Source organism: Candidatus Izemoplasma sp., assembly GCF_982632705.1.
The window spans coordinates 1-23,867 of record NZ_CEXEES010000025.1; the positions used below are offsets into that span (position 1 = coordinate 1).

A 23,867-nucleotide genomic window follows, 5' to 3' on the forward strand; every position below is an offset into this window, starting at 1 on the left:
ATATTATCTCCTGCTTCTGCACGATCTAATAATTTACGGAACATTTCAACACCAGTACAAACTGAAGTTTGAGTGTCTTTGATACCAATAATTTCAACTGGTTCTCCAACTTTGATAGTTCCACGTTCAACTCTACCTGTAGCAACTGTTCCACGTCCTGTGATTGAGAATACATCCTCAACAGGCATTAAGAAAGGCTTGTCAGTTTCACGAACTGGATCTTCGAAGTAAGTATCTACAGCTTCCATTAATTCCATGATTTTATCTTCGTATGATTCTTCACCCTCTAATGCTTTTAAGGCAGAACCCATGATTACTGGAATGTCGTCTCCAGGGAAATCGTACTCGTCTAATAACTCGCGAATTTCCATTTCTACTAATTCTAATAATTCATCATCATCAACCATATCTGTTTTGTTCATGAATACGATTAATTTAGGTACACCAACTTGGCGTGATAATAAGATATGTTCTCTAGTTTGAGGCATAGGTCCATCAGCAGCAGATACTACTAAGATCCCACCATCCATTTGAGCAGCACCAGTGATCATGTTCTTAACATAATCGGCATGTCCTGGACAGTCAACGTGTGCATAGTGACGAGCATCTGTTTCGTACTCGATGTGTGCAGTGTTGATTGTGATTCCTCTTTCTCTTTCTTCTGGAGCGTTATCGATAGATGCATAATCTGCAGCTACAGTTGTTCCATCTCCTCTTTTTGATAATACAGTTGCGATTGCAGCTGTTAATGTAGTTTTTCCGTGGTCTACGTGTCCTACAGTTCCGATATTCATATGCGGTTTATTGCGGACGAATTTTTCTTTAGCCATTGTTTTTCCTCCTATAGGTTTTATATTGTTTTTATATTATTTTTCCGTGTATATTTTATCGCATTATTTAAACTAATGCAAGTAAAAGTCGCTTAACCGTTACGTTTTTTAATAACTTCTTCGGCAATTGACTTTGGACATGCTTCGTAATGTGAGAATTGCATCGTGTAATTTCCACGTCCTTGTGTGTTAGATCTTAAGCTTGTAGCGTAACCAAACATTTCTGCTAATGGTACTTTTGCAGTTACTTGTTGTGCGTTACCACGTTGTGTTTGTCCTTCGATTCTACCACGTCTTGAAGTAATGTCTCCAATTACGTTTCCTAAGTAATCATCAGGTACTACAACGTCTACATTCATTAATGGTTCTAGTAAGATTGCACCACATTGGTCTTTTGCTTTTTTCAGCGCCATACCAGCTGCAACTTTGAATGCCATTTCATTTGAATCGACATCATGGTAAGATCCATCAAATAATGTAGCTTTTAAATCGATAATTGGATATCCAGCGATGATTCCGTTGTCTAACTGTTCAGCTAACCCTTTACCAACAACTGGAATGTATTCTCTAGGAACAACCCCACCAACGATTTTATCAACGAATTCGAATCCTTTTTCTGGGTTTGGTTCAAACTTGATCCAAACATGTCCGTATTGTCCACGTCCACCAGATTGTCTAACAAATTTACCTTCAACCTCAGCGGCTTGAGTAATTGTTTCTCTGTAAGAAACTTGAGGAGCTCCTACAGTTGCTTCAACTTTGAATTCTCTTTTCATTCTATCTACGATGATATCAAGGTGTAATTCACCCATACCAGCGATGATAGTTTGTCCTGTTTCTTGATCAGTGTATGTTCTGAAAGTTGGATCCTCTTCAGCTAATTTGCTTAAAGCGATACCCATCTTATCTTGATCTGCTCTTGAATTTGGTTCAATTGCAACACTGATTACAGGTTCAGGGAATACCATTTTCTCTAAGATAACATGATATTTATCTTCGCATAATGTATCTCCTGTTGTAGTATCTTTTAAACCTACTGCAGCTGCGATATCTCCGGCATAAACCATTGATACTTCTTCACGGCTGTTAGCATGCATTTGTAAGATACGACCAACTCTTTCTTTTTTCCCTTTAGTAGAGTTCATGATATATGAACCTTTACTTAGTTTACCAGAGTAAACACGGAAGAAAGTAAGTTTCCCAACAAATGGGTCAGTCATTACTTTGAATGCTAATGCAGCAAATTTCTCATCATCAGACGCAGGTAATGCAACTTCTTCACCAGCTTTATTTGAACCCGTAACTGCAGCTACATCTAAAGGACTTGGTAAATATTTCAATACGTTGTCTAATAATAATTTAACACCTTTGTTTTTGAATGCTGTACCACATAATACAGGGAAGAATTCTACTGCAAGAGTAGCTTTTTTAATAGCAGCGATTAACATCTCTGCTGGAACTTCTTCTCCTTCTAAGTACATCATCATTAAATCTTCATCAAAATCAGCTACTGCTTCAATTAATTCGATTCTTTTTAATTCAGCGATTTCTTGTAAATCTTCAGGGATTGCGATATCTTCTGCAATCTCTTCAGGTCCACCATCGAAACCATATGCTTTTAATCCAACAAGGTCAATAATTCCATTGAATTGGTCTTCTGCTCCAATTGGCCATTGAATAGCAGCTACATGAGCTCCTAATCTGTCTTTTAGAGTTTGAACGCTGAATTCAAAGTCAGCCCCTATTTTATCCATTTTGTTTACGAATACGATTCTAGGAACCTTGTATTCGTTTGCTTGTCTCCAAACTGTTTCAGTTTGTGGTTCTACACCTGCTTGAGCATCTAGTACAGCAACACTTCCGTCTAGAACACGAAGAGATCTTGAAACCTCTACCGTGAAGTCTACATGTCCTGGAGTATCTATAATGTTGATTCTATGGTCTTTCCATAGAGCAGTTGTTGCTGCAGATGTTATTGTTATACCACGTTCTTGCTCTTGTTCCATCCAGTCCATTTGTGAAGCTCCATCATGAGTTTCACCGATTTTATGAATTTTACCAGTGTGATATAATACACGCTCAGTTGCAGTAGTCTTACCAGCATCAATATGAGCCATGATACCGATATTTCTAGTCATTTCTAAACTTATTTCACGTGACATTATGAGATCTCCTTTCTACCAACGGTAATGTGCAAATGCTTTATTAGCTTCAGCCATTCTATGAGTATCGTCTTTCTTCTTAACTGACGCACCATTTCCTTGTGCAGCATCTACTATTTCTTTTGCTAATCTATCTTCCATTGTTTTTTCATTTCTATGTCTTGCATATAAAGTTAACCATCTTAGTCCTAAAGTATATTTTCTTTCGTCTCTAACTTCAACCGGTACTTGATAGTTTTGTCCACCAATTCTTCTTGAACGTACTTCGAATGTAGGCATGATGTTTCCTAATGCTTCTTCGAATACTTCGATTGCTGGTGTATTTGTAATTTCTTCAACTTTAGCGAACGCACCATATAATATTTTTTGTGCAGTCCCTCTTTTACCATCTAACATGATATTGTTGATTAATTTTGTAACTAACTTCGATGAATACATTGGATCTGGTAATACATCGCGTTTTGCTATATGTCCTTTACGAGGCATATTGATTCCTCCTTTCAGAATCTTATTGATATTTCGATTTTTAGTTTTTTAGTTTAATTAGTTCTTTTTCGCTCCATATTTTGAACGACTTTGTTTACGTCCTTCAACACCAGTTGTATCTAATGTACCACGTACGATATGATACTTAACACCAGGTAAATCTTTAACACGTCCTCCACGGATTAAAACAACACTATGTTCTTGTAATTTATGTCCGATACCAGGAATGTATGCAGTAACTTCAATTCCGTTTGATAATCTAACACGAGCATACTTACGTAAAGCCGAGTTAGGTTTCTTAGGAGTCATAGTAGCAACACGAGTACAAACTCCTCTTTTTTGAGGGCTTGCGTTATTAGTTCTCTCATTTTTGATTGAATTAAATCCAAACGCTAAATGAGGTGACTTGCTTTTTCTAATTTTGCTTTGTCTTCCTTTTCTTACTAATTGATTAATTGTAGGCATTTGATGGTTCCTCCTTTCCTACATTTTGTTCCACACTACCAGGTGGTTCACTTTAGCCATAAAATATAGGGCTTAAAGTGTAAACCCGTGTGTTTTTCTATATTAATAGCATAGTAATTATATACCACTGATGCAGGTGTGTCAATAATTTTGTTATACTTTTTTAATATTTATTTATTTCCTTTAATATAGTACTAAATTACTATTCTTAATACAAGACCTTTTTAATAAAAATTCTCACTATTTCAATATCCAAAACTTTGATAAAAATGGTACAATATACATATAAGAAAAAATGGCTACATGGAGGAAGAAATGGAAGAGTATATAATTTATTTTGGATTAGGATTTTTAGTTTTAGCAGGATTAAGTATTATCAGAGATATCTTCACATTAAAAAGAGATACAATACGCGGAGAAGTTATTAGATGTAAGAATAAAACCAATAAAGGTAAGAGGTATTGTTATCCAAAAGTTGATATGCTTGAGTTAGGATTTGATAAGGAATTCTTTGTTTATTCAGCGAGAAAAAAAGGACATGATTATTATATCGAGGGTGACATTTTAGATTTTTATCCTTCTAAGAATCTTTTTGGAAAAGATGTTTATAGATGCACGATAGGTTTCTGGAATTTAAGTATCACCTTAATATCTATATCGGTATTAACAATCATTGCATCATTTGTTTTATAAGCACATAAAAAGAGTGAATTTCACTCTTTTTTATTTGTGACCATAATATATTTGCCATGTGATTCCAAACTTATCTTTAACTGATCCAAAAAGTGCACCCCAGAATACTTCCTGTAGTTCTTGAACAACTTCTCCATCTACTTTTAACTGATCAAATGCAGTTCTTAATTTATCTTCTGTTTCCAAATCTAGAACAAACTGAATAAAGTCACCTTGTTCTAGAGGATACTCGTCTAGATGATCATTGATGAAGAACTTAGATTCTCCTATCTTCAAAGTAGCGTGTCCTACTTTACCAGTGTGTTTTTCCATACCAGGTACATCTTCTAACATTGTAATTTCTTGTGCTATTTCAGCACTAAAAATATCTTTATAAAACTCTATTGCTTGTAATGCGTTTTTTACTGTGACAAAAGCTATTAATTCTCCCATTAAAAAACACCTCCTATATTAATAATAATATAAGTGGTGTTATCTATCAAAAGTTATGAACTACTATTTATCTTTTCCATAAGTTTTATTGCTCTATCCACCTCGGTAAATAACCCTACTATGAATGGTTTGTATTTCTTTTTTAGTTCTATCATTGTAAATGGAGTAAACCCATCAATAAAGACCTCTAAACTGTCTTGGTTTATAGATACCATTATGCTTGATGTAAGATGTGTTTCTGAGGTTACACCTAACTCAGTGATTATGTCTTTAATCATCCATTTAGCATCATCTGATATATCTACTGAATGGATATCAGTATTACCATTAATAATGGTATCAAATTCTACATTCATATCATTCTTTATTTTAATATATAATCCATTGTAGTACTCAAATTGAGAGAGATTCTCTCCTAAATCAAATTGGATACCATATTGTCCAATTGTTAACTCGGTTCCTTTGTATGTACCTTCTATCAAATTATTAAGCATTCCACTCTTAAAAGGATCATTTAACTTAAGACGTTTCGTAAGTGATGAATCACACTCTATAATCGAAGTATATTTAGTGTCTCCCATATACTCTTCAAAAGACTTTAGTTTAACTTCTGTGTATCGATTCTTGTGTTTCTCCTCATACATAACAACCGGAATAGTAACGATGATTACAAGTGTTAGAAACCCCATTACTATACTAACTTCAGCTGGAGCTTTAAAAGCAATCATACTAATTGTTATAATTAATAATACTGAAACTAAAATTGATAATTGAATTATTTTCTTTTTCATTCTCACACCTCCTCTAGAACAGTATACCATAAAAAAACACCTTCAAATGAAGGTGTTTTATTTAATTAGAAATTGTATTCTTCTAGAACAAATGGATTTTCGTCTTCAACAACTACTTCTTCCTTTTCTTCTGGTTCTTCTACTTTTGGTTTCTCATATGTGAATTTAGTATCTTTAAGGATACCTGTACCCGCAGGGATAAGTCCACCAATAATTACATTTTCTTTTAATCCTACTAGCTCATCAACTTTACCGTGTATTGCAGCATCTGTAAGTACTCTTGTTGTTTCCTGGAATGATGCAGCTGATAAGAATGATTCACTACGCAATGACGCTCTTGTAATACCTAGTAATACAGGACGTCCTTTTGCAGGGTTCAGTCTACCTTGTAATGCAACTTGGTTTGCTTCTTTGAACTCTCTGATTGATACTTGTTGTCCTGGAAGTAGTAATGTGTCTCCTTCAAGTACAATGTTTATTTTCTTCATCATTTGGTGAATGATGATTTCAATATGCTTATCTGAGATTTCGATACCTTGTGCACGGTATACTTTTTGAACTTCTTTTAGGATGTATTGTTGTGTTGTTTCAGCATCAGTAGCTTTTAGTAATTGTTTTGGATCAATTGATCCATCAGTGATTTTTTGTCCAGAGAACACGTCTTCACCTTCAACTACTAATAATGTTACTCCACTATTTGTTTCATATACATGTTCTTCGAATCCGTTCTCAACAGTTACTTTGTAACGTTCTTCAACTTGTTCTATTTCACTGATTGTACCATTGATTTCACTAATAATAGCTTTACCTTTTGGTGTACGTGCTTCGAATAACTCTTGGATACGTGGTAACCCTTGCGTGATATCTGCTCCGGCAACCCCACCTGTATGGAATGTACGCATTGTTAACTGAGTTCCAGGCTCACCAATTGATTGGGCAGCGATGATACCAACGCTTTCTCCAACTTCAACTTCGTCTCCTGTAGATAAGTTTTGTCCGTAACATTTTTTACAGATTCCTGATTGGCTATCACATGTGAATATGCTTCTAATACGCATTTCTGTGATACCAGCATCAACAATTGTTTTTGCAACTTCGTCAGTGATATACCCATTTTTAGTAATTAGGATTTCTCCAGTTACTGGATGAGCTAATTCTTCTTGACTATAACGTCCGATTAAACGGTCGATAAATGGTACGATTTCTTTACCATCTGATAAATGTGTAATTGCGCTAACTGTAGTATATTTATTTGTACCACAATCGTCTTCAGTAATTACTAATTCTTGAGATACATCTACTAGACGTCTCGTTAAGTAACCTGAATCGGCTGTTTTTAAGGCTGTATCGGTAGAACCTTTACGTGCCCCATGAGTAGAAATAAAGAACTCTGACATTGTAAGACCTTCAATGAATGAAGATTTTACAGGTAATTCGATTGTAGATTTGATTCCAGCTTTGATGTTATAAGCTTTATTTAATCCTTCACGTTTTGTGTTGGCCATTGATCCACGGATACCAGCTAACTGCGTAAAGTTTGATGCGTTACCACGAGCACCAGAGTCTGACATCATGAAGATGTGGTTATCTGATAGAAGTTCTTTCATTAATCCTTTTTGGATTCTTGTTTTTACTTCTGCCCATTCTTTGATAACTAATTTATAACGCTCGTAGTCTGTTAGAAGTCCCATACTGTATAGTACGTGTAATTCATCTACGATAGCTTGAGTTGCATCTACTTCGTCTTTTTTACCAGAGTAAACTTTTACATCACTTGCAGAAACTGTGATTCCAGCGATTGTTGAATACTCGAATCCTAAGTTCTTAAGTTTATCTAACATTTTTGATGTTTCATTGATTTTGAAGACAATGAATACTTCAGAGATAATGTTTGATAAGAATCCTTTTTTGAATGGAGGAACTTTGTCCATATTCTTGATGTGATTTCTAATATCTGTACCTTTTGGTACGAAATATTTACTTGGAGTAATGTAACGTTCTATTCCAGTTTCAGGATCTTTTTGTTTTTGTAAGTTTGTAAGAGTTGGTTCATTTAAGTAAGCAAATGTTCTTGGTAAGATTTGGTTAAATGTTAATTTTCCATAAGTAGTAACTAAGTAACCTTCTCTTTGTTCTTGAGTTAATGGTGCATTCCCAAGTGCTGTAGCTTTGATAGCGATTCTAGTATGTAATGTAATAAGGTTGTTTTCGTAAGCAATAGTTGCTTCATCATAATCACCAAATACTTTACCTTCACCTTTTTCCCCTGGGTTTTCCATTGTTAAGTAATAGTTACCTAATACCATATCCTGTGAAGGAGTAACGATTGGTTTACCATCTTTAGGGTTCAAGATGTTGTTAGATGCTAACATAAGTACACGTGCTTCAGCTTGAGCTTCTTCACTTAGTGGAACATGAACAGCCATTTGGTCACCATCAAAATCGGCGTTAAATGCTGTTGTTACTAGTGGATGAAGTCTAATTGCTTTCCCTTCAACAAGAACAGGTTCAAATGCTTGAATCCCTAATCTATGTAAGGTAGGTGCACGGTTTAATAATACAGGATGCTCTCTAATAACTTCTTCTAATACTCCCCATATGCGATCATCAGTTTGAAGTTCAATCATACGTTTTGAACTTCTAATGTTATTAGCGATATCTCTTTCAATTAATTCTTTGATAACGAAAGGCTTGAATAAAGTAATAGCCATTTCTTTAGGTAATCCACATTGGTACATTTCTAATGTCGGTCCTACTACGATAACTGAACGTCCTGAATAATCAACACGTTTTCCTAGTAAGTTTTGACGGAAACGACCTTGCTTCCCACGTAATAAATCACTTAGTGATTTCAGTGGTCTGTTTTTCTCAACTACTACTTTTCTTCCGCGTTTAGAGTTATCGATTAATGCATCAACAGCCTCTTGTAACATACGTTTTTCATTTTTAGTAATTAAGTGTGGAGCATTTTGTTCAAACTGTCTTTTCAGACGGTTGTTTCTGTTTAAGATACGTCTGTATAAATCATTTAAATCGGTAGTTGCGAAACGTCCACCATCTAATTGAACCATTGGACGTAATTCCGGTGGAATTACTGGAAGTACATCAAGTACCATCCATTCTGGTTTATTATCTGAATTTGCGAATGCTTCTACTACTGCCAAACGTTTAATAATTTTTTGACGTTTTTGTTTTGATGCGTTTGCTAAATCTTTTCTTAGAATCATTGATTCTTTTTTAAGATCAAGTTTTCTTAATAAAACTTTAACAGCTTCTGCACCTGATAATGCTCTAAAGCGAGAACCATATTCCATGTATCTCTTAGAATATTCTGCTTCACTTAAGATTTGCATATATTGAAGATCTGTATCTCCAGCTTCGATAACGATGTATGAAGCTAAGTATACAACTTCTTCTAAGTCTTTTGCCTTAATATCTAGTAATGTCGCTAAACGAGATGGTGAGTTTCTTAAATACCATGTATGTACAACCGGAGCAGCTAGCTCGATATGTGCCATACGTTCACGTCTTACTTTAGACTCTGTAATTTCTACTCCACATACTGGACATTTTTTTCCAGATTGTGAACTTCTTTTTGATTTGTTGTTACAAGAACACTGGTAATCTTTTTGTGGTCCAAAGATTACTTCACAGAATAGCCCGTCTTTTTCAGGTTTTAAAGTACGGTAATTGATTGTTTCGTGCTTTTTAACTTCACCAAACGACCAACCTCTGATCTCCTCTGGAGATGCCAATCTGATTTTTAAGTGTGAAAATTTTTGACTCATAAAATCACCCTACTTTCTTAAGACTCGAATCCGTATTTTGAGATATAATCTTCAGATTCTTCGTTAACTAAACTTTTATTTGCTTCATTAACACCAGTTTTTTTGTTGATTAATTCAACGTAGATACCTAGTGATTGTAATTCTCTTGTTAATACTCTGAATGATTCAGGTAAACTTGGTTCTGGAATTGATTTTCCGTCTACGATTGCGCGGAATACTTTGTTACGTCCGATAATATCATCTGACTTAACTGTAAGCATTTCTTGTAATGCGTATGCAGCACCATATGCTTCTAATGCCCAAACTTCCATCTCTCCGAAACGTTGTCCACCATTTTGTGCTTTACCACCCATTGGTTGTTGCGTTACTAATGTATACGGTCCAACACTACGAGCATGTAATTTATCATCAACCATGTGGTCTAGTTTGATCATGTACATAACACCTACTGAGATGTCATTATCATAAGGTCTACCAGTTTGTCCACTTACTAACTTGAATTTACCTGTAGGCTTCATTCCAGCTTCAGCAATGATTTCTTCTAAATCATGATTTTTTACTCCGTCAAATACTGGAGTGGCAACATGAACACCTAATCTTTTAGCAGCCATACCTAAGTGAATCTCAAGTACTTGCCCAATGTTCATACGTGATGGTACTCCAAGTGGATTTAACATAATATCTACTGGTGTTCCATCTTCCATAAATGGCATATCTTCGACAGGTAATATTTTAGAGATAACCCCTTTATTACCATGACGTCCCGCCATTTTATCTCCTTCATTGATCTTACGTTTTTGTACAATGTATACTCTAACAACTTCGTTTACACCAGGACCTAATTCATCCTTATTGTCTCTACTAAAGTGTTTAACTGATTGTACGATACCTCCACCACCGTGAGGAACACGAAGTGATGTATCTCTAACTTCACGTGATTTTTCACCGAAGATAGCTAATAATAACTTATCTTCTGGAGTTGGTTCTGTGTGACCTTTAGGAGTAACTTTACCTACAAGAATGTCTCCTTCAAATACTTCTGCACCAGGAATAATGATTCCTTTGTCATCTAAGTATTTACGTCCTTCATCTCCAACATTTGGAATTTCACGAGTTATTTCTTCTTTACCTAATTTAGTATCACGAGCTTCAATTTCAAATTTCTCAATATGAATTGATGTATAAACGTCTTCTTTAACTAAACGCTCACTCATGATGATAGCATCCTCATAGTTGTAACCATTCCATGTCATGAATGCTACTACTACGTTTCTACCAAGTGCTAATTCACCTTCATCCATTGAAGGTCCATCAGTGATTGTATCACTTGCATTAATATGATCTCCAATTGCTACAATTGGTCTCATATTAAGTAATGTTCCTTGGTTTGAACGTTGGAATTTAGATAAGAAATATTCATCTAGAACACCGTCTTCACGGCGAATTTTTATAACATTACCATCTACGAATTCTACAACACCAGCATTTTCAGCTACGATACAAGATCCACTATCATGAGCGGCTTTGTATTCAATACCTGTTCCTACAAATGGTGCTTCAGGAATTAATAGGGGGATTGCTTGACGCTGCATGTTTGCACCCATTAAGGCACGGTTTGCATCATCATGTTCTAAGAATGGTACACATGCTGTACTAATTGAAACGATCTGTTTAGGAGATACGTCCATTAGTTCGATAGTATCACGTGGGAACATTTTTGTTTCCCCTTGTAATCTACAAACAACTTGATCATGTACAAATTCCATATCATCATTTACCACCGCATTACCTTGGGCGATAACATATTTTTCTTCTTCGTCTGCACTTAAGAATACAAACTCATCAGACACTACAGATTTACCATCTTTTTGTACAACTTGTAAGTATGGTGTTTCCATAAATCCGTATTTATTAACACTAACATAAGATGCTAAACTGTTAATTAACCCAATGTTTTGACCCTCAGGTGTTTCAATTGGGCAGATACGTCCATAGTGACTATAGTGAACATCACGAACCTCAAATCCAGCACGGTCTCTTGTAAGACCTCCGGGTCCAAGGGCAGAAATACGACGTTTGTGCGTTAACTCATCTAATGGGTTTGTTTGCGCCATGAACTGAGATAACTGAGAACTACCGAAGAATTCTTTTAATGAAGAAGTTAATGGACGAATGTTTATTAAGTTCTGAGGAGTAATCTCATCAGGTTCTTTTGTAGACATTCTATCTTTAACGTTTTTCTCCATTTTTGTTAAACCAATTCTAAATTGGTTTTTCAATAATTCACCGATTAAACGTAAACGTCTGTTTCCTAAGTGATCAATGTCGTCTAATCCACCAACACCGTTAAATAAATTCAAGTAATATGAAATACTTGCGATGATGTCAGAAGGAACGATATGTACTCTATCTTCATAGTTACTGTTACCAATAACTTTTACTTTTACTAATTCTTCTTGATCTGTTTTGTTTAATACTTCTAATACTTCAATCTCAGCTAATGGAACAAAGATGTTTTCATTTGCAAAGACTTCTTCGTAACCTGCTTTTAATTCTTTGGCATAATTCTTACCAAATTCTTCAGTTAGAAGTTTTTCTGTTTTAGAAATAGATTTTAAGTATGCTTTGTAATAAGTTTTCCACTCTTTGTAATCTTGATTACGAATCATGTCTAATAAGTCTTCATCTGAGATGTGTTCGAATAATTTTACATCATTCACTTCAGCATCTCTAAAGATTGAAACTTGATCATCAAAAGAATACTCTAATTCATATGCTCCAACACCTGGAACAGTATGTCTAAATAAATGACGGTAATCATTTAATTTTTTGATAACTGGGTTTGTTAAAACTGTTTCAGCTTCAACAATAACTTCACCAGTTTCATGATCGATTAAATCATAAGCCAATAACTTATTATGTACTCTAGCAAGAACGTCTAATTTCTTGTTGATTTTGTAACGTCCAACTTCAGCTAAGTCATATCTCTTCTCATCAAATAGTCTTGACATTAAGAATGATTTCGCCCCATCTTCAGTCGCAGTCTCACCTTGACGTAATTTTGAATACACTTCTTTAATCGCTTCGGCAGGAGATTTAGTAATATCCTTTTCGAATGTTAAATCCATGAAATCAGATTGTCCGTATGTTTTGATAATTTCTTCGTTACTAGAAAAACCTAACGCTCTTAAAAGAGTCGTCAGAGGAATTTTTTTCGAACGATCGAGTTTAACAAACAATACATCTTTACTACCCATTTCATATTCTAGCCAAGCACCACGTGTTGGGATTACTTGTCCTAAATATTTAGAACGTAAAGTTTTTTTATCGATGTCTTCACTAAAGAATACACCGGCACTTCTTACGATTTGCGATACGATAACACGTTCACTACCGTTGATGATAAATGAACCGTTTGGTGACATAATTGGAAAATCTCCCATGAAGATTTTCTGTTGCTTAATCTCACCAGTATCTTTGTTTACTAGCTTTACATTTACGCGTAAAGGTTTTGAGTATGTAACATCTTTGATTTTAGAATCAGCAATGCTATACTTCTCTTCACCGAACTCGTAATCTTCGAACCATAGTTCGATATTTTCTGTAAAGTTTTGAATTGGAGAAATGTCTCTAAACAATTCTATCAATCCTCTGTTAACGAACCATTGAAATGATTCAGTTTGAACTTTAATTAGATCAGGTAGTTCGATATTTGACTTAACTTTTGAATAGTTACGTCTTTCTCTAACCTTACCGTATTTTACTAAGTTATAACTCACAAAATTCACCCCATTTATATTAATGAAAAAGTTGTGTAAACGCAAAAAAGCGCGCGTTTTGGCAATTTAATATAATATCATATAATCGTCAAATAGTCAATTGATTTCTGCATTTGTACACATGAAACCCTTTTTTTCTACCAACTAGCTCTACAACACCATAAATTGTGTCCAATTTCCTAAATGCACTTTCTGCACCATGCTTTTTGTTGACCACAACATAAAAATCCCCGTTTTTTTTCAGATGTTTCTTAGAATCTTCGAAAAAACGATATACTATTTCCTTCCCTGCACGTATTGGAGGATTGGTAACAATTAAATCATACGATTTAGTTACACTGTTAAGTCCATCACTCTCAAAAACGTTTCCCTTGACGTTATTCAAGTCCAAATTACTCTTCGCAAGAGTAATTGCTCTTTGGTTAACATCAACCAGATCTACTTCTATGTCATATGCTTTTTGTAAGTACGTACCGACAACACCATATCCACACCCTAAATCAAGTGCGGTTTTATGATGGTCTTCTACATCTAAAAAATTAAGTAGAACTTCTGTACCACGATCAAAGGAACCTTTACTAAATACACCATCATCCGTATTGAATTTTAATGGTGTATTTTTAATGCTAAAAGCAATCACTTTAGGATTGCTTTTTAAAGATTCATCGTTTGTAAAGTAATGGTTCATTAGACCATCTCCTACTTATTTGATAGATTCTGTGAAAAGTCAAAAACCTGAGTTCGCACTCAGGTTGATGTTTTTGTGTAATTAAGCTACAGAAACAACTGCTCCTGCTTCTTCTAATTTAGCTTTAATTTCTTCAGCTTCTTCAGGAGAAATTCCTTCTTTAACTGCAGTTGGTGAAGCATCTACTACTGCTTTTGCTTCTTTTAAACCTAAACCAGTTAATTCTCTAACTACTTTGATTACTGCGATTTTTTTAGCCCCTGGGCTTTCTAATGTAACTGTAACTTCTGTTGGTCCTGCTGCTTCTGCTGCTGCACCTGGAGCTGCTACTGCTACTGCACTTGGGTCTACACCGAATTCTTCTTTCATTAAATCAACTAATTCTTTTAATTCTAATAAAGTTTTTTCTTTTAAACTTTCGATAATTTCTACGTTTGTTAATGCCATGATTGTTTCCTCCTAATTATTCTTCTGAGTTTCCTTCTTCAACAGGAGACCCTTCTTCTAAATTTTTAGCATGTAAGTCTAATGCGATTGCAACTTCCTTGATTGGTTGCATTAATCCAGCAGCGATCATTGTTAACAATGTATCTCTTGATGGGATAGTCGCGATTGTTTGAATCCTTTCATTGTTCATGTATTCACCATCAACAACACCAACTTTAAGTTCTAAAGCTTGGTTTTCTCTAGCGAAATCGTAAACAATTTTAGCTGCAGCTACACTATCATTATCACCGAATGCTACTGCATTAGGTCCTGTTAGTGCTTCTGTTAACTCACTGAATCCAGCTGCTTCAGCAGCTCTTCTAGTAATGTTGTTTTTGATAACTTTCATTTCACATCCAGCATCAAAAAGTTCTCTTCTTAACTTAGTAACTTGCTCAACTGTTAGTCCTGCATAATCTAAGATTACGAAACTATCAGAATTTGCCATTCTCTCAGTTAATACTTCAACTTCAACTTGTTTTTTAGCGATTGCTTTTTCAGACATTTTTCCACCTCCAAAAATGTGTTTTTGTCCAAATAAAAACCCCTTATGTCATGACAAAAGAGGATTTAATATATTTATATTTAATCTTCCAATCTCGTAAGGTTATTAAGCATCGAGTGCACCTTAGTCTTCGACAAAAAAGTTTCTATTTAATTGTACGGTTAATAATAACCTATAATATCGAAACTGTCAATTAGATAGTTTCGATATCAATCTTAATTCCAGGTCCCATTGTAGATGCTATTGCAGTATTCTGCACATAGTTACCTTTAACGGTAGATGGTCTAAGTTTTACTAATACATCAAAGATTGTTTTCATGTTCTCTACTAATTTAGCAGTATCGAATGATACTTTACCAATTGTAACGTGAACGTTTCCAACTTTGTCTACTCTGTATTCAACTTTACCAGCTTTAATTTCATTTACTGCTTTTGTAACATCCATTGTAACTGTTCCAGTTTTAGGATTAGGCATTAAACCTCTAGGTCCTAATACTCTTCCCAGTCTACCGATTTTAGCCATCATATCTGGTGTAGCAACTACACTGTCAAATCCTAACCAACCGTCTTGGATCTTTTTAACCATATCGTCATCGCCGATAAAGTCTGCTCCTGCAGCTAATGCTTCTTTTGCTTTTTCACCTTGTGCAAACACTAATACTGATTTTGATTTCCCAGTACCATGTGGTAACACTAAAGCTCCTCTTATGTTTTGCTCAGCTTTTCGAGGATCTACGTTTAGGCGAATAGCAAATTCAACTGACGCATCAAATTTCTCAAATGAAACTTTTTTTAATAAATCTACAGCTTCGGCTGCTTCATACGCTTTGGTAGAATCAACTTGTTTAACTGCAGCTAAGAATTTTTTTCCTTTTGCCATTGTCATTTACCTCCTAAATGTGGTCTAACGGAATCTCCTCCCACAATTAGTTCATTATACATTTATATATATAACAACTAAATTGTTAGTCTTCGATTACGATACCCATGTTTCTTGCAGATCCTGCGATAATGTTCATTGCTGCTTCAACGTCATTTGCGTTTAAGTCAGGCATTTTTTGTTCTGCAATTTCTTTTAATTGTGCTTTTGTGATTGTTCCTACTTTTTCTACTAAACTATTTCCTGCACCTTTTGGTACTCCAGCTGCTTTCTTTAATAAGTCGCTTGCTGGTGGAGTTTTAGTAATGAATGTAAAACTTCTGTCATCATATACATTGATTACTACTGGGATTACAGATCCCATTTTATCTTTAGTCGCATCGTTGAATTTTGTACAAAATTCTTGGATGTTAACTCCTGCTTGTCCTAATGCTGGTCCAACTGGTGGAGCCGGGTTAGCACGTCCTGCTTGAATTTGAAGTTTAACTTGAGTCTTAATTGCTTTAGCCACGATAGACACCTCCTCTTTTTTCGTGATGTGGTAATCAGATTTGCATCCTCCCACTCAATAAAAATAGCATGGCATAAACCATGCCACGCTATTATACTATATTAGTATAAACCTTGTCAAGTAAATATTCTTTACAACTTCTCTACGTCTTCGAACCCTAATTCAACTGGAGTTTGACGACCAAACATGTCTACAAGAACTGTTACTTGGCTATGATCTTCATCGATATTATCAATCGCACCGATTTGTCCGTTAAATGGACCTGATTTAACTTTAACTTTTTGTCCAACTTCGATATCAAGTTTTGGAATTTCAACTAATCCAGCTTCTTTCAAAATTGGTAAAATTTCTTCTGGTGGTACTGGTACAGGTTTTGTTCCTCCACCACTTGATCCTAAGAATCCTGTAACACCAGGAGTGTTACGAACAACGAACCATGAATCATCCGTTACTTCCATTTCAATGAAAACATAACCTGGATAAATTTTAACTAACTTCTCTTTGATAGTTCCATCAGCTTTTTTCTCTTGAGTTATTTTTTCTGGAATCATAACTTGGAAAATTCTGTCTTCCATTTGCATAGATTCAATACGACGCTCTAAATTTAGTTTTACCGAGTTTTCATATCCTGAATATGTTTGACAAACATACCATCTTCTACCGTCCATTATTACCCTCTAATCCAAGAAAAGAATGGTATTAATGCTAATTCATACAGAATGAACATTCCGATTAAGAAGAAAATAAATCCGTATACTCTAGCTGAATGGTTTTGAATCATTTTACCATTTGGCCAAGATACTTTTTTCATTTCTACTAAACTCGGTTTTACGAATGGCCAAACTGCCATTCCTAATGATACAACTCCAACTACGATAATGAACCATGAGAAGATTAAGATTTTAGTATCTGTACCAAAAATCCATGCGCTCCACCATGATGTTCTATTTGTTATAATTAACCATCCAGTAGTAGGTTCTTTAACTCCTTGTATGATGTAAACACCAAATACAATTACGATAACACCTAAAATTCCCATTAATAATCTTTCTGCTGGGTAGTCTTTTCTAATCACGTCTAATATATTGCTTCTTTTTTTGTCTGTCTTCGCCATTATGATCTCTCCTATTTGCTCTGTTTGTGGTTTGTATGTTTTCCACAACGTTTACAGTATTTTTTCATTTCTAATCGAACTTTATTATCCTTATTTTTATATGTGCTGTAATTCCTTGATAAACATACTTCACATATCAATATAACTTTTTCTCTCATTTTTATCACTCTCTCGCAAATATATAATTTAGCAAAATATCGTTTCTTTGTCAAGTTTTTACTTGAAATGAGCCTTTATTTTTGCTTTGGCTCGGTACAATGAATTGTAGATTACCTTGTCCCCTAAGCCGTGCTGAGTATTTATATATTCGATACTATAATTCTCAAGTTCTCTTAAAGTATATACTAAAATCTCAGTTTTTGTAAGAATTTTCTTCAATTCTTTCAAATACAAATTGAAGTAAACTGAGTTTTCACCTTTATCATGGTTTGACTCATATAAAAACTCTACATTTTTATTAAAAATTTCATATCTTCTGACCTTTTTATTTATAATGCTGATAAGCTTTCTTTCTAAGTTCATTTCAAAATATCTAGTGAATGTTTTTCCAAATTTATCATTGTATTTCATTAGTGATTTATGGAGTAACATTAGACCTTCTTGAAACATATCATCTCGTTCATAATTCAGGTTGAATAAATCAATTTTTTTATAAATCATTGGTGTGTATTTCTCAAACAATAATGTTAAGGCTTCATCGTTGCCCTGACGGCTTAAATTGATGATTTCAAAGTCATTATGTTTAAGATACATTATCTCACCCTTTTCTTCTAAATACTTCGTATATCACAAGTGCTGCTGATACACTTGCATTTAAACTGTTGACATGACCTACCATAGGAATGTTAACTACATAATCACAGTTCTCTTTTACTAATCTACTAATACCCTTACCTTCACTACCAATTACGATAACTAGGTTTGTGTCGACATTGATATCATGTATCGTTTGCTTCGTATCTATATCTGTACCAACAACCCAAAAATCTTGTTTCTTTAGCTTCTTGATTGTTTGCGTTAGATTTGTTACCTCAACTACATCTACATGTTCTATTGCACCAGTTGAAACTTTTGCAACTGTTGCATTTAATTTTACACTTCTATTTTTAGGTACAATTATTGCATCAATACCAAAAGCATCACAACTACGAAGGATTGCTCCTAAATTGTGAGGATCTTCTAAACCATCAAGCATAATAAAGACTTTATTTTCTTTTTCTTTATTCACTACTTGATCTAATGTTTTATACTTATAATCATCGACTTTAGCTCCCACTCCTTGATTGTTCGGTGGAAGGATTTGTTTCACGTCTTGTTTTTGTAATTCTACTACTTTTATATTTTGCTTTTCTGCTATTTCTAAAAGTTCTTGATTCGTACCTGATAGGACATATAATTCGTGGACTTTACGACCTACTTTTATTGCTTCAGATACTGTGTTTTTACCAGCTATTATGATTGCCAATTTCATCACATCCTTTTGTCTTAATTATTCTAACACAGAATATTTTTATTATCTAATTTTTTATGTTGAAAAAATTGGTATGTAGTATAAACTATATATGAGGTGGTTTGATGAATTCAAAAACTGCAAAAGAATTGCTGAATGCAAATATAACAAAAACTATGGGTTGTACTGATATTGGAGTTGTAGGATACATTGCATCTTTAGGTGCATATGCTCTTAAAGATTCTAAGATTAGAAACGTTGAATTAGTGATGAGTGAAGAGCTATATAAAAATAGTGTAAATGTCGGTGTTCCAGGACTTAAAAAGAGCGGATTAGATAAAGCTCTGGCTCTTGGAATTTTATTGAAAAAACCAGATAAGAAATTAGCTGTTTTTGAAAGTGTTACTAACGATGATATTGATAAGATTGAGGAATTGCTTAGTGATATTGATGTGTCAATTTCACATAAGAAATTTGATGATACTGTACTCTACGAGGAGTTAACAATCACATCTTGTAAAGGTGATACAGTGAATATAGTAATTAAGGATTTTTATGATAATGTAGTTTCGGTAAAACGTAATGGTGAAGCTCTTGAAGACTTGCAAAAGGATCAATTGATTCAAGGGATTCAGAAGTATAAAATCAGTAGTTATGATGAGATATTAGACTATGTCGAAGCTGGAAATTATGAAGGTCTAGAAGGATTGTTTGAAATCGCCAACTTCCAATATGAGAACGCAAGAACTGAGATAAAAAATGAAGGTGGAGACTTCTTGATTGAAGACTTAAAAGAGTCCCAAAAAGAATGTCTATATGATCTATCTAATTTCTTACGTAAACACATTACTGTACCTAGTAGAAAAAGAATGGTCGGAGATATCTATACTGTGTATGGTGTTGCTGGATCTGGTAACTTAGGAATAGGTACATTGGTTACTCCGAAGTTTTTAGCTCAGGCATTTAATCTAAATGATTTTGAAACAAAAAGACTTGTTGTATTATCGTTCTTAACAAGTGTTTATGTAAAACAAGAAATGAGTGTTGTAACTGTACTTTGCGGAACTGGACATGCAACTGGATGTAGTAGTGCTGCTGTAACTGCGTTTTTAAAAGGTGGTAGTAGACAGCATATTAAAGAGGCAATCAATACTTACCTAGCAACGTCAATGGGATTCATTTGTGATGGTGCAAAATTATCATGTGTCCACAAGGTTTCATTTGCTTCAATGAATGGAATGATTTCTGGTAAAATGGCAGTGGATAATGATGCGGTTTGTGATGGTACTGGTCTCAATAAATTAGATGTCGATCAAACCATTAAAAACTTAGGAAAACTGAATAATGAAATTATGAACTCTGCAAACAAAGGAATTATAGAATTGATATAAAAAAACTCGAGAAATTCTCGAGTTTTTATTTTACTATTTTTTTCATCAATTCAGACAGTCTATCTGTCTTTTTTTCTAGGTATAGATATCCGATTAATGCTTCAAAGCCAGTTGCTTGTCTGTATTCAGATATCGATGCGTTTTTTGCTTTTCTATCTGATTGAGCATTTCTTCCTCTTCTAAACATAGACTCTTCTTTTTCAGTAAGAAATTCTCTAATTATTTCCATTGCTTTGTTTTGTCCAACTGCAGATGTGTATTTGATTGCTTCTTTGTGAAGGTTATCTACTTTTTGATATCCTTTATTAATCAAAGCTTCTCGTACAATAACTTCATAAACAGCATCTCCGATATAAGCAAGTGTTGTTCCACTTAGAAGACTCATTAGATTATTCCTTTGTCTTGGAGAATATCTCTATATTTATCGGCACTTGCAAAGTCTTTTTCTTGTCTTGCTGATACCCATAGTTTATATGTTTCTTTTACATCTTTTGGCATTGGTTTCGCTTCTATTTTCAATCCCAGTACTTCAAAGAAATCATGGAATAATTTAAGTGCACTCAATAATATAGTAGGTTCTGTTTTTCCTCTAACAAGCTGATTCGCTTTTTTTACTAGATTCTGTAATTCCGTAATAGCATTTGGAGTATTAAAATCATTATCCATTGCTTGTAAGAATGATTTGTATATAGATAGTAAATCAGGATCTATTTTCGCAGTTCCTTCTAACATATCTTCTAAATCAAGTTTCAAGAATAACTGTTTATATACTCTAATAATTTTGTCCCACTCTTTTACATATACGTCTAATGACTCATCTGAGAAATTTATTGGTGAACGATATTGTGTTGATAAAGTGAATAATCTAAAGGCATTTGTGTCAATCGTTAAATCTTTAACTAAAATCGACTCTCCTTCGCTTTTGCTCATCTTACTACCCTTTATGTTCAATAATCCGTTGTGCATCCAATAACGTGCTATTTTATGCCCATTTAACACTTCACTTTGAGCAATCTCATTCTCGTGATGTGGAAACATCAATCCTGAACCTCCACCGTGAATATCTATTTCTTCTTTAAAGATATCGTCAATCATTGCCACACACTCAGTATGCCAACCAGGACGACCTGTTCCAAATGGACTTTCAAACTGGATTCCAACTTCTGTTTTCTTCCAAAGTGTGAAATCTAATGGGTTTTCTTTTTTGTGATTTACTTCTACTCTTGATCCGCTAATTAGATCATCAACATTTCTATTTGATAATACACCATAATCTTTAACATATCTAACTCTAAAATATACATCTCCATCGACTTTATATGCATAATCTTTTTCGATTAACATTTGGATGTAATTTATAATTTTATCCATGTATTCAGTTACTTTTGGTTTGATATAGTTGGTACTTGAATGTACACGTTCAACATCTTCTAAAAACGCTGTGATAAACTTCTCACTTACTTCTATTTCTTTTTGCTCTAATTCGATTGCTTTTGTAATTATTTTATCATCAACGTCAGTGAAGTTTGACGCAAATTTTACTTCATAATCTTTATGTTCAAAATACCTTCTTACAGTATCAAAAAAGATAACAGGACGTGCATTTCCTATATGAATATAATTGTATACTGTGGGACCACAGATATACATATTTACTTTACCTTTATGTCTTGGTACAAACTCTTCTAGTTTATTTGATAATGTGTTAAATATCTTCATATGATTCACTTCCTTAAAAATAATCTATATCATACTCTATTATAAGTAATAACGATTGTAAAGTAAAACAAAAAAAAGCAGGAGAATTTCTCCTGCTTGAGTTTGTCAATTGTTATAGTTTTACGATGTTTGCAGCTTGAGGACCTCTGTCTCCCTCAACTACATCAAATTCTACTTCTTGACCTTCATCTAATGATTTGAATCCTTCACCTGTGATAGCTGAGAAATGAACAAAAATGTCAAGTCCCTCTTCGTTAGTTACAAACCCAAAACCTTTTTCTGCATTAAACCATTTTACTTTTCCTGTCATTGTGAATCTCCTTTTCTTTCTTTTCGTTAGGTGTATTTTATCAAATAATCAACATTAAGGCAAATGTATTTTTACCGCTTTGCTACTAAATGGAATACGTTTTAGTAAAATGTAATAAGTGTTAGAAAGTATATAGATAATAAGGGTGAGCCTAACAATCGCTAAACCAAGCCAAATACTGAAATATGTCATTATTCGCAAACGAAACAATATTAGTTCGTAAACCGACTTAAAAAAATATAATTTTTCTAAACTAAAATGTCACAAATATGACAAAAATAAAAAAATAAGCTGAATTTTCAGCTTATTAAATCAATGAATTTAATCTTTCAATTACGATTTCTTTACCTAAAAGTGATAATACTTGAGGTAAATCTGGTCCGTGCATTGAAGCAGTAGTTGCAATTCTTAATGGCATAAATAACATTTTACCTTTTGAACCTGCTTCTTTTCCAGTTTGTTTAATTAGTGGTTTAATATCTGATGCGCTAAACTCCTCTAAATCTTGAAGTAAGTTTCTGAATACTGTTAAAGTTTCGCTTACTCCTTCTTGATTTAAGAAGTCTGATGCTTCTTCATCTAGTTTGAATTCTACTTCTAAGAACTCATTATATAGATCTATGATTTCAGCTCCAAAACTCATTCTGTCTTTGAATACAGTAATTAAACTATTAACCCAAGCTTCTGGTTTTCCTTGAACGATATCATTTTCTACTAAATGTGGCATACAAATTTCTTTTAAGTCTTCAATTGATAAATTCTTAATATAATGTGAGTTTACCCACGCTAGTTTTTTAACATCGAATGTAGCAGGACTTTTGTTGATTCTAGCCATTGTGAATTTAGAAGTTAATTCTTCTAAAGTGAAGATTTCTTCGTTGTCTTCTGGAGACCAACCAAGTAGTGCAATATAGTTAACAATCGCTTCTGGTAAAAATCCTTTTTGTACGAAGTCTGAGAAGTATGCATCTCCTTCACGTTTTGATAATTTCTTTCCACCTTCTTTTACTACTAAAGGTAGATGAACATATGTTGGTTCTTCCCAACCTAGTGCTTTATATAATAATGTATATTTAGGAGTTGAAGTTAAATACTCATTCCCTCTTACTACATGTGTGATATTCATTAAATGATCATCAATTACGTTGGCGAAATTGTATGTTGGATATTCATCACTTTTTAATATGATTTGATCTTCAATTTCTTTGTTGTCGATTGTGATTGTACCAAATACTTTACAAGTAAATGAATTAGACGGACCAGCAGCGGGTATTACAACCGCCACCGATATAGATGCGGGAGCGAATAAAGTTAAATCAACGGCAGTCCCCACTGCGAATGATGAATTAACAAATAAATTATATGTGGATGGCGAAGTAAGCAATAA

24 protein-coding genes and 1 other annotated feature are annotated in these 23,867 nt (G+C 34.1%); of the genes, 2 read left to right on the forward strand and 22 right to left on the reverse strand.

The genetic code is table 11. The annotated features are described in order from the left end of the window. The 4 genes from AC2LE6_RS04820 to rpsL all read right to left on the reverse strand — a co-directional run. Positions 1-830, reverse strand: an 830-nt coding sequence (locus AC2LE6_RS04820; RefSeq protein WP_484478124.1) for an elongation factor Tu, incomplete at its 3' end; no start/stop codon positions are given. A gap of 92 nt (positions 831-922) precedes the next feature. Next, positions 923-2,992: an elongation factor G gene (gene fusA, locus AC2LE6_RS04825; protein ID WP_484478125.1), complete on the reverse strand. Its 2,070-nt coding sequence runs from the start codon at positions 2,990-2,992 to the stop codon at positions 923-925. 15 nt (positions 2,993-3,007) lie between these two features. Beyond that, positions 3,008-3,478, reverse strand: a complete 471-nt coding sequence (rpsG, locus tag AC2LE6_RS04830; protein WP_484478126.1) for a 30S ribosomal protein S7 — start codon at positions 3,476-3,478, stop codon at positions 3,008-3,010. 57 nt (positions 3,479-3,535) lie between these two features. After that, positions 3,536-3,943 carry a 30S ribosomal protein S12 gene (gene rpsL / locus AC2LE6_RS04835; protein ID WP_484478127.1) on the reverse strand — a complete coding sequence of 136 codons (408 nt, stop codon included), beginning with the start codon at positions 3,941-3,943 and terminating at the stop codon, positions 3,536-3,538. A gap of 315 nt (positions 3,944-4,258) precedes the next feature. On the opposite strand from rpsL, the gene AC2LE6_RS04840 reads away from it, so the two are divergent. Then, entirely contained in the window at positions 4,259-4,636 is a 378-nt protein-coding gene (locus AC2LE6_RS04840; RefSeq protein ID WP_484478128.1) for a hypothetical protein, read from the forward strand. Between the two features lie 30 nt (positions 4,637-4,666). Here the strand turns inward: AC2LE6_RS04840 and AC2LE6_RS04845 are convergent, their stop codons facing one another. The 14 genes from AC2LE6_RS04845 to rlmB all read right to left on the reverse strand — a co-directional run bounded on the left by AC2LE6_RS04845 (position 4,667) and on the right by rlmB (position 19,081). Then, positions 4,667-5,068: a VOC family protein gene (locus AC2LE6_RS04845; RefSeq protein ID WP_484478129.1), complete on the reverse strand. Its 402-nt coding sequence runs from the start codon at positions 5,066-5,068 to the stop codon at positions 4,667-4,669. A gap of 53 nt (positions 5,069-5,121) precedes the next feature. Continuing rightward, positions 5,122-5,859, reverse strand: coding sequence for a hypothetical protein (locus AC2LE6_RS04850; RefSeq protein WP_484478130.1), 738 nt, complete (start codon positions 5,857-5,859; stop codon positions 5,122-5,124). Between the two features lie 65 nt (positions 5,860-5,924). After that, the gene (rpoC, locus tag AC2LE6_RS04855; RefSeq protein WP_484478131.1) at positions 5,925-9,647 is read right to left on the reverse strand and encodes a DNA-directed RNA polymerase subunit beta'; all 3,723 of its coding nucleotides are present in this window, start codon (positions 9,645-9,647) and stop codon (positions 5,925-5,927) included. A gap of 17 nt (positions 9,648-9,664) precedes the next feature. Continuing rightward, positions 9,665-13,435, reverse strand: a complete 3,771-nt coding sequence (gene rpoB, locus AC2LE6_RS04860) for a DNA-directed RNA polymerase subunit beta (protein WP_484478132.1) — start codon at positions 13,433-13,435, stop codon at positions 9,665-9,667. Positions 13,436-13,514: 79 nt separating this feature from the next. Then, positions 13,515-14,114: a class I SAM-dependent methyltransferase gene (locus AC2LE6_RS04865; RefSeq protein ID WP_484478133.1), complete on the reverse strand. Its 600-nt coding sequence runs from the start codon at positions 14,112-14,114 to the stop codon at positions 13,515-13,517. Between the two features lie 81 nt (positions 14,115-14,195). Continuing rightward, a complete protein-coding gene (rplL, locus tag AC2LE6_RS04870; RefSeq protein ID WP_484478147.1) occupies positions 14,196-14,564 on the reverse strand; it encodes a 50S ribosomal protein L7/L12 in 369 nt (122 codons plus the stop codon). 13 nt (positions 14,565-14,577) lie between these two features. Continuing rightward, positions 14,578-15,105: a 50S ribosomal protein L10 gene (rplJ, locus tag AC2LE6_RS04875; protein ID WP_484478134.1), complete on the reverse strand. Its 528-nt coding sequence runs from the start codon at positions 15,103-15,105 to the stop codon at positions 14,578-14,580. A 24-nt stretch (positions 15,106-15,129) separates the two neighbouring features. Continuing rightward, positions 15,130-15,257 (reverse strand) — a sequence feature (ribosomal protein L10 leader region). A 41-nt stretch (positions 15,258-15,298) separates the two neighbouring features. After that, positions 15,299-15,985 (reverse strand): 50S ribosomal protein L1, encoded by a 687-nt coding sequence (rplA, locus tag AC2LE6_RS04880; protein ID WP_484478135.1) that lies wholly within the window; start codon positions 15,983-15,985, stop codon positions 15,299-15,301. A gap of 85 nt (positions 15,986-16,070) precedes the next feature. Continuing rightward, complete coding sequence (gene rplK / locus AC2LE6_RS04885) at positions 16,071-16,496, reverse strand: 50S ribosomal protein L11 (protein ID WP_484478136.1); 426 nt, start codon at positions 16,494-16,496, stop codon at positions 16,071-16,073. A gap of 131 nt (positions 16,497-16,627) precedes the next feature. Continuing rightward, the gene (nusG, locus tag AC2LE6_RS04890; protein ID WP_484478137.1) at positions 16,628-17,164 is read right to left on the reverse strand and encodes a transcription termination/antitermination protein NusG; all 537 of its coding nucleotides are present in this window, start codon (positions 17,162-17,164) and stop codon (positions 16,628-16,630) included. 2 nt (positions 17,165-17,166) lie between these two features. Further along, the gene (locus AC2LE6_RS04895) at positions 17,167-17,610 is read right to left on the reverse strand and encodes a preprotein translocase subunit SecE (protein ID WP_484478138.1); all 444 of its coding nucleotides are present in this window, start codon (positions 17,608-17,610) and stop codon (positions 17,167-17,169) included. Positions 17,611-17,621: 11 nt separating this feature from the next. Further along, positions 17,622-17,768 carry a 50S ribosomal protein L33 gene (rpmG, locus tag AC2LE6_RS04900; protein ID WP_484478139.1) on the reverse strand — a complete coding sequence of 49 codons (147 nt, stop codon included), beginning with the start codon at positions 17,766-17,768 and terminating at the stop codon, positions 17,622-17,624. 58 nt (positions 17,769-17,826) lie between these two features. Continuing rightward, positions 17,827-18,363 (reverse strand): hypothetical protein, encoded by a 537-nt coding sequence (locus AC2LE6_RS04905; protein WP_484478140.1) that lies wholly within the window; start codon positions 18,361-18,363, stop codon positions 17,827-17,829. 4 nt (positions 18,364-18,367) lie between these two features. Next, positions 18,368-19,081 carry a 23S rRNA (guanosine(2251)-2'-O)-methyltransferase RlmB gene (gene rlmB / locus AC2LE6_RS04910; protein WP_484478141.1) on the reverse strand — a complete coding sequence of 238 codons (714 nt, stop codon included), beginning with the start codon at positions 19,079-19,081 and terminating at the stop codon, positions 18,368-18,370. Positions 19,082-19,185: 104 nt separating this feature from the next. Here rlmB and AC2LE6_RS04915 point away from each other — a divergent pair, with 104 nt between their 5' ends. Next, a complete protein-coding gene (locus AC2LE6_RS04915; protein ID WP_484478142.1) occupies positions 19,186-20,451 on the forward strand; it encodes an L-serine ammonia-lyase, iron-sulfur-dependent, subunit alpha in 1,266 nt (421 codons plus the stop codon). Positions 20,452-20,476: 25 nt separating this feature from the next. Here AC2LE6_RS04915 and AC2LE6_RS04920 read toward each other — a convergent pair whose 3' ends face one another. From AC2LE6_RS04920 to gltX, 4 genes are all read right to left on the reverse strand, one after another. Next, positions 20,477-20,836 (reverse strand): Mini-ribonuclease 3, encoded by a 360-nt coding sequence (locus AC2LE6_RS04920; RefSeq protein WP_484478143.1) that lies wholly within the window; start codon positions 20,834-20,836, stop codon positions 20,477-20,479. After that, positions 20,836-22,170, reverse strand: a complete 1,335-nt coding sequence (cysS, locus tag AC2LE6_RS04925) for a cysteine--tRNA ligase (RefSeq protein WP_484478144.1) — start codon at positions 22,168-22,170, stop codon at positions 20,836-20,838. The genes AC2LE6_RS04920 and cysS overlap by 1 nt, the downstream gene beginning before the upstream one ends. 112 nt (positions 22,171-22,282) lie before the next feature. After that, positions 22,283-22,480, reverse strand: a complete 198-nt coding sequence (locus tag AC2LE6_RS04930; protein ID WP_484478145.1) for a cold shock domain-containing protein — start codon at positions 22,478-22,480, stop codon at positions 22,283-22,285. Between the two features lie 307 nt (positions 22,481-22,787). After that, positions 22,788-23,867 (reverse strand): glutamate--tRNA ligase (gene gltX, locus AC2LE6_RS04935; RefSeq protein ID WP_484478146.1); only part of this gene is annotated, 1,080 nt, incomplete at its 5' end.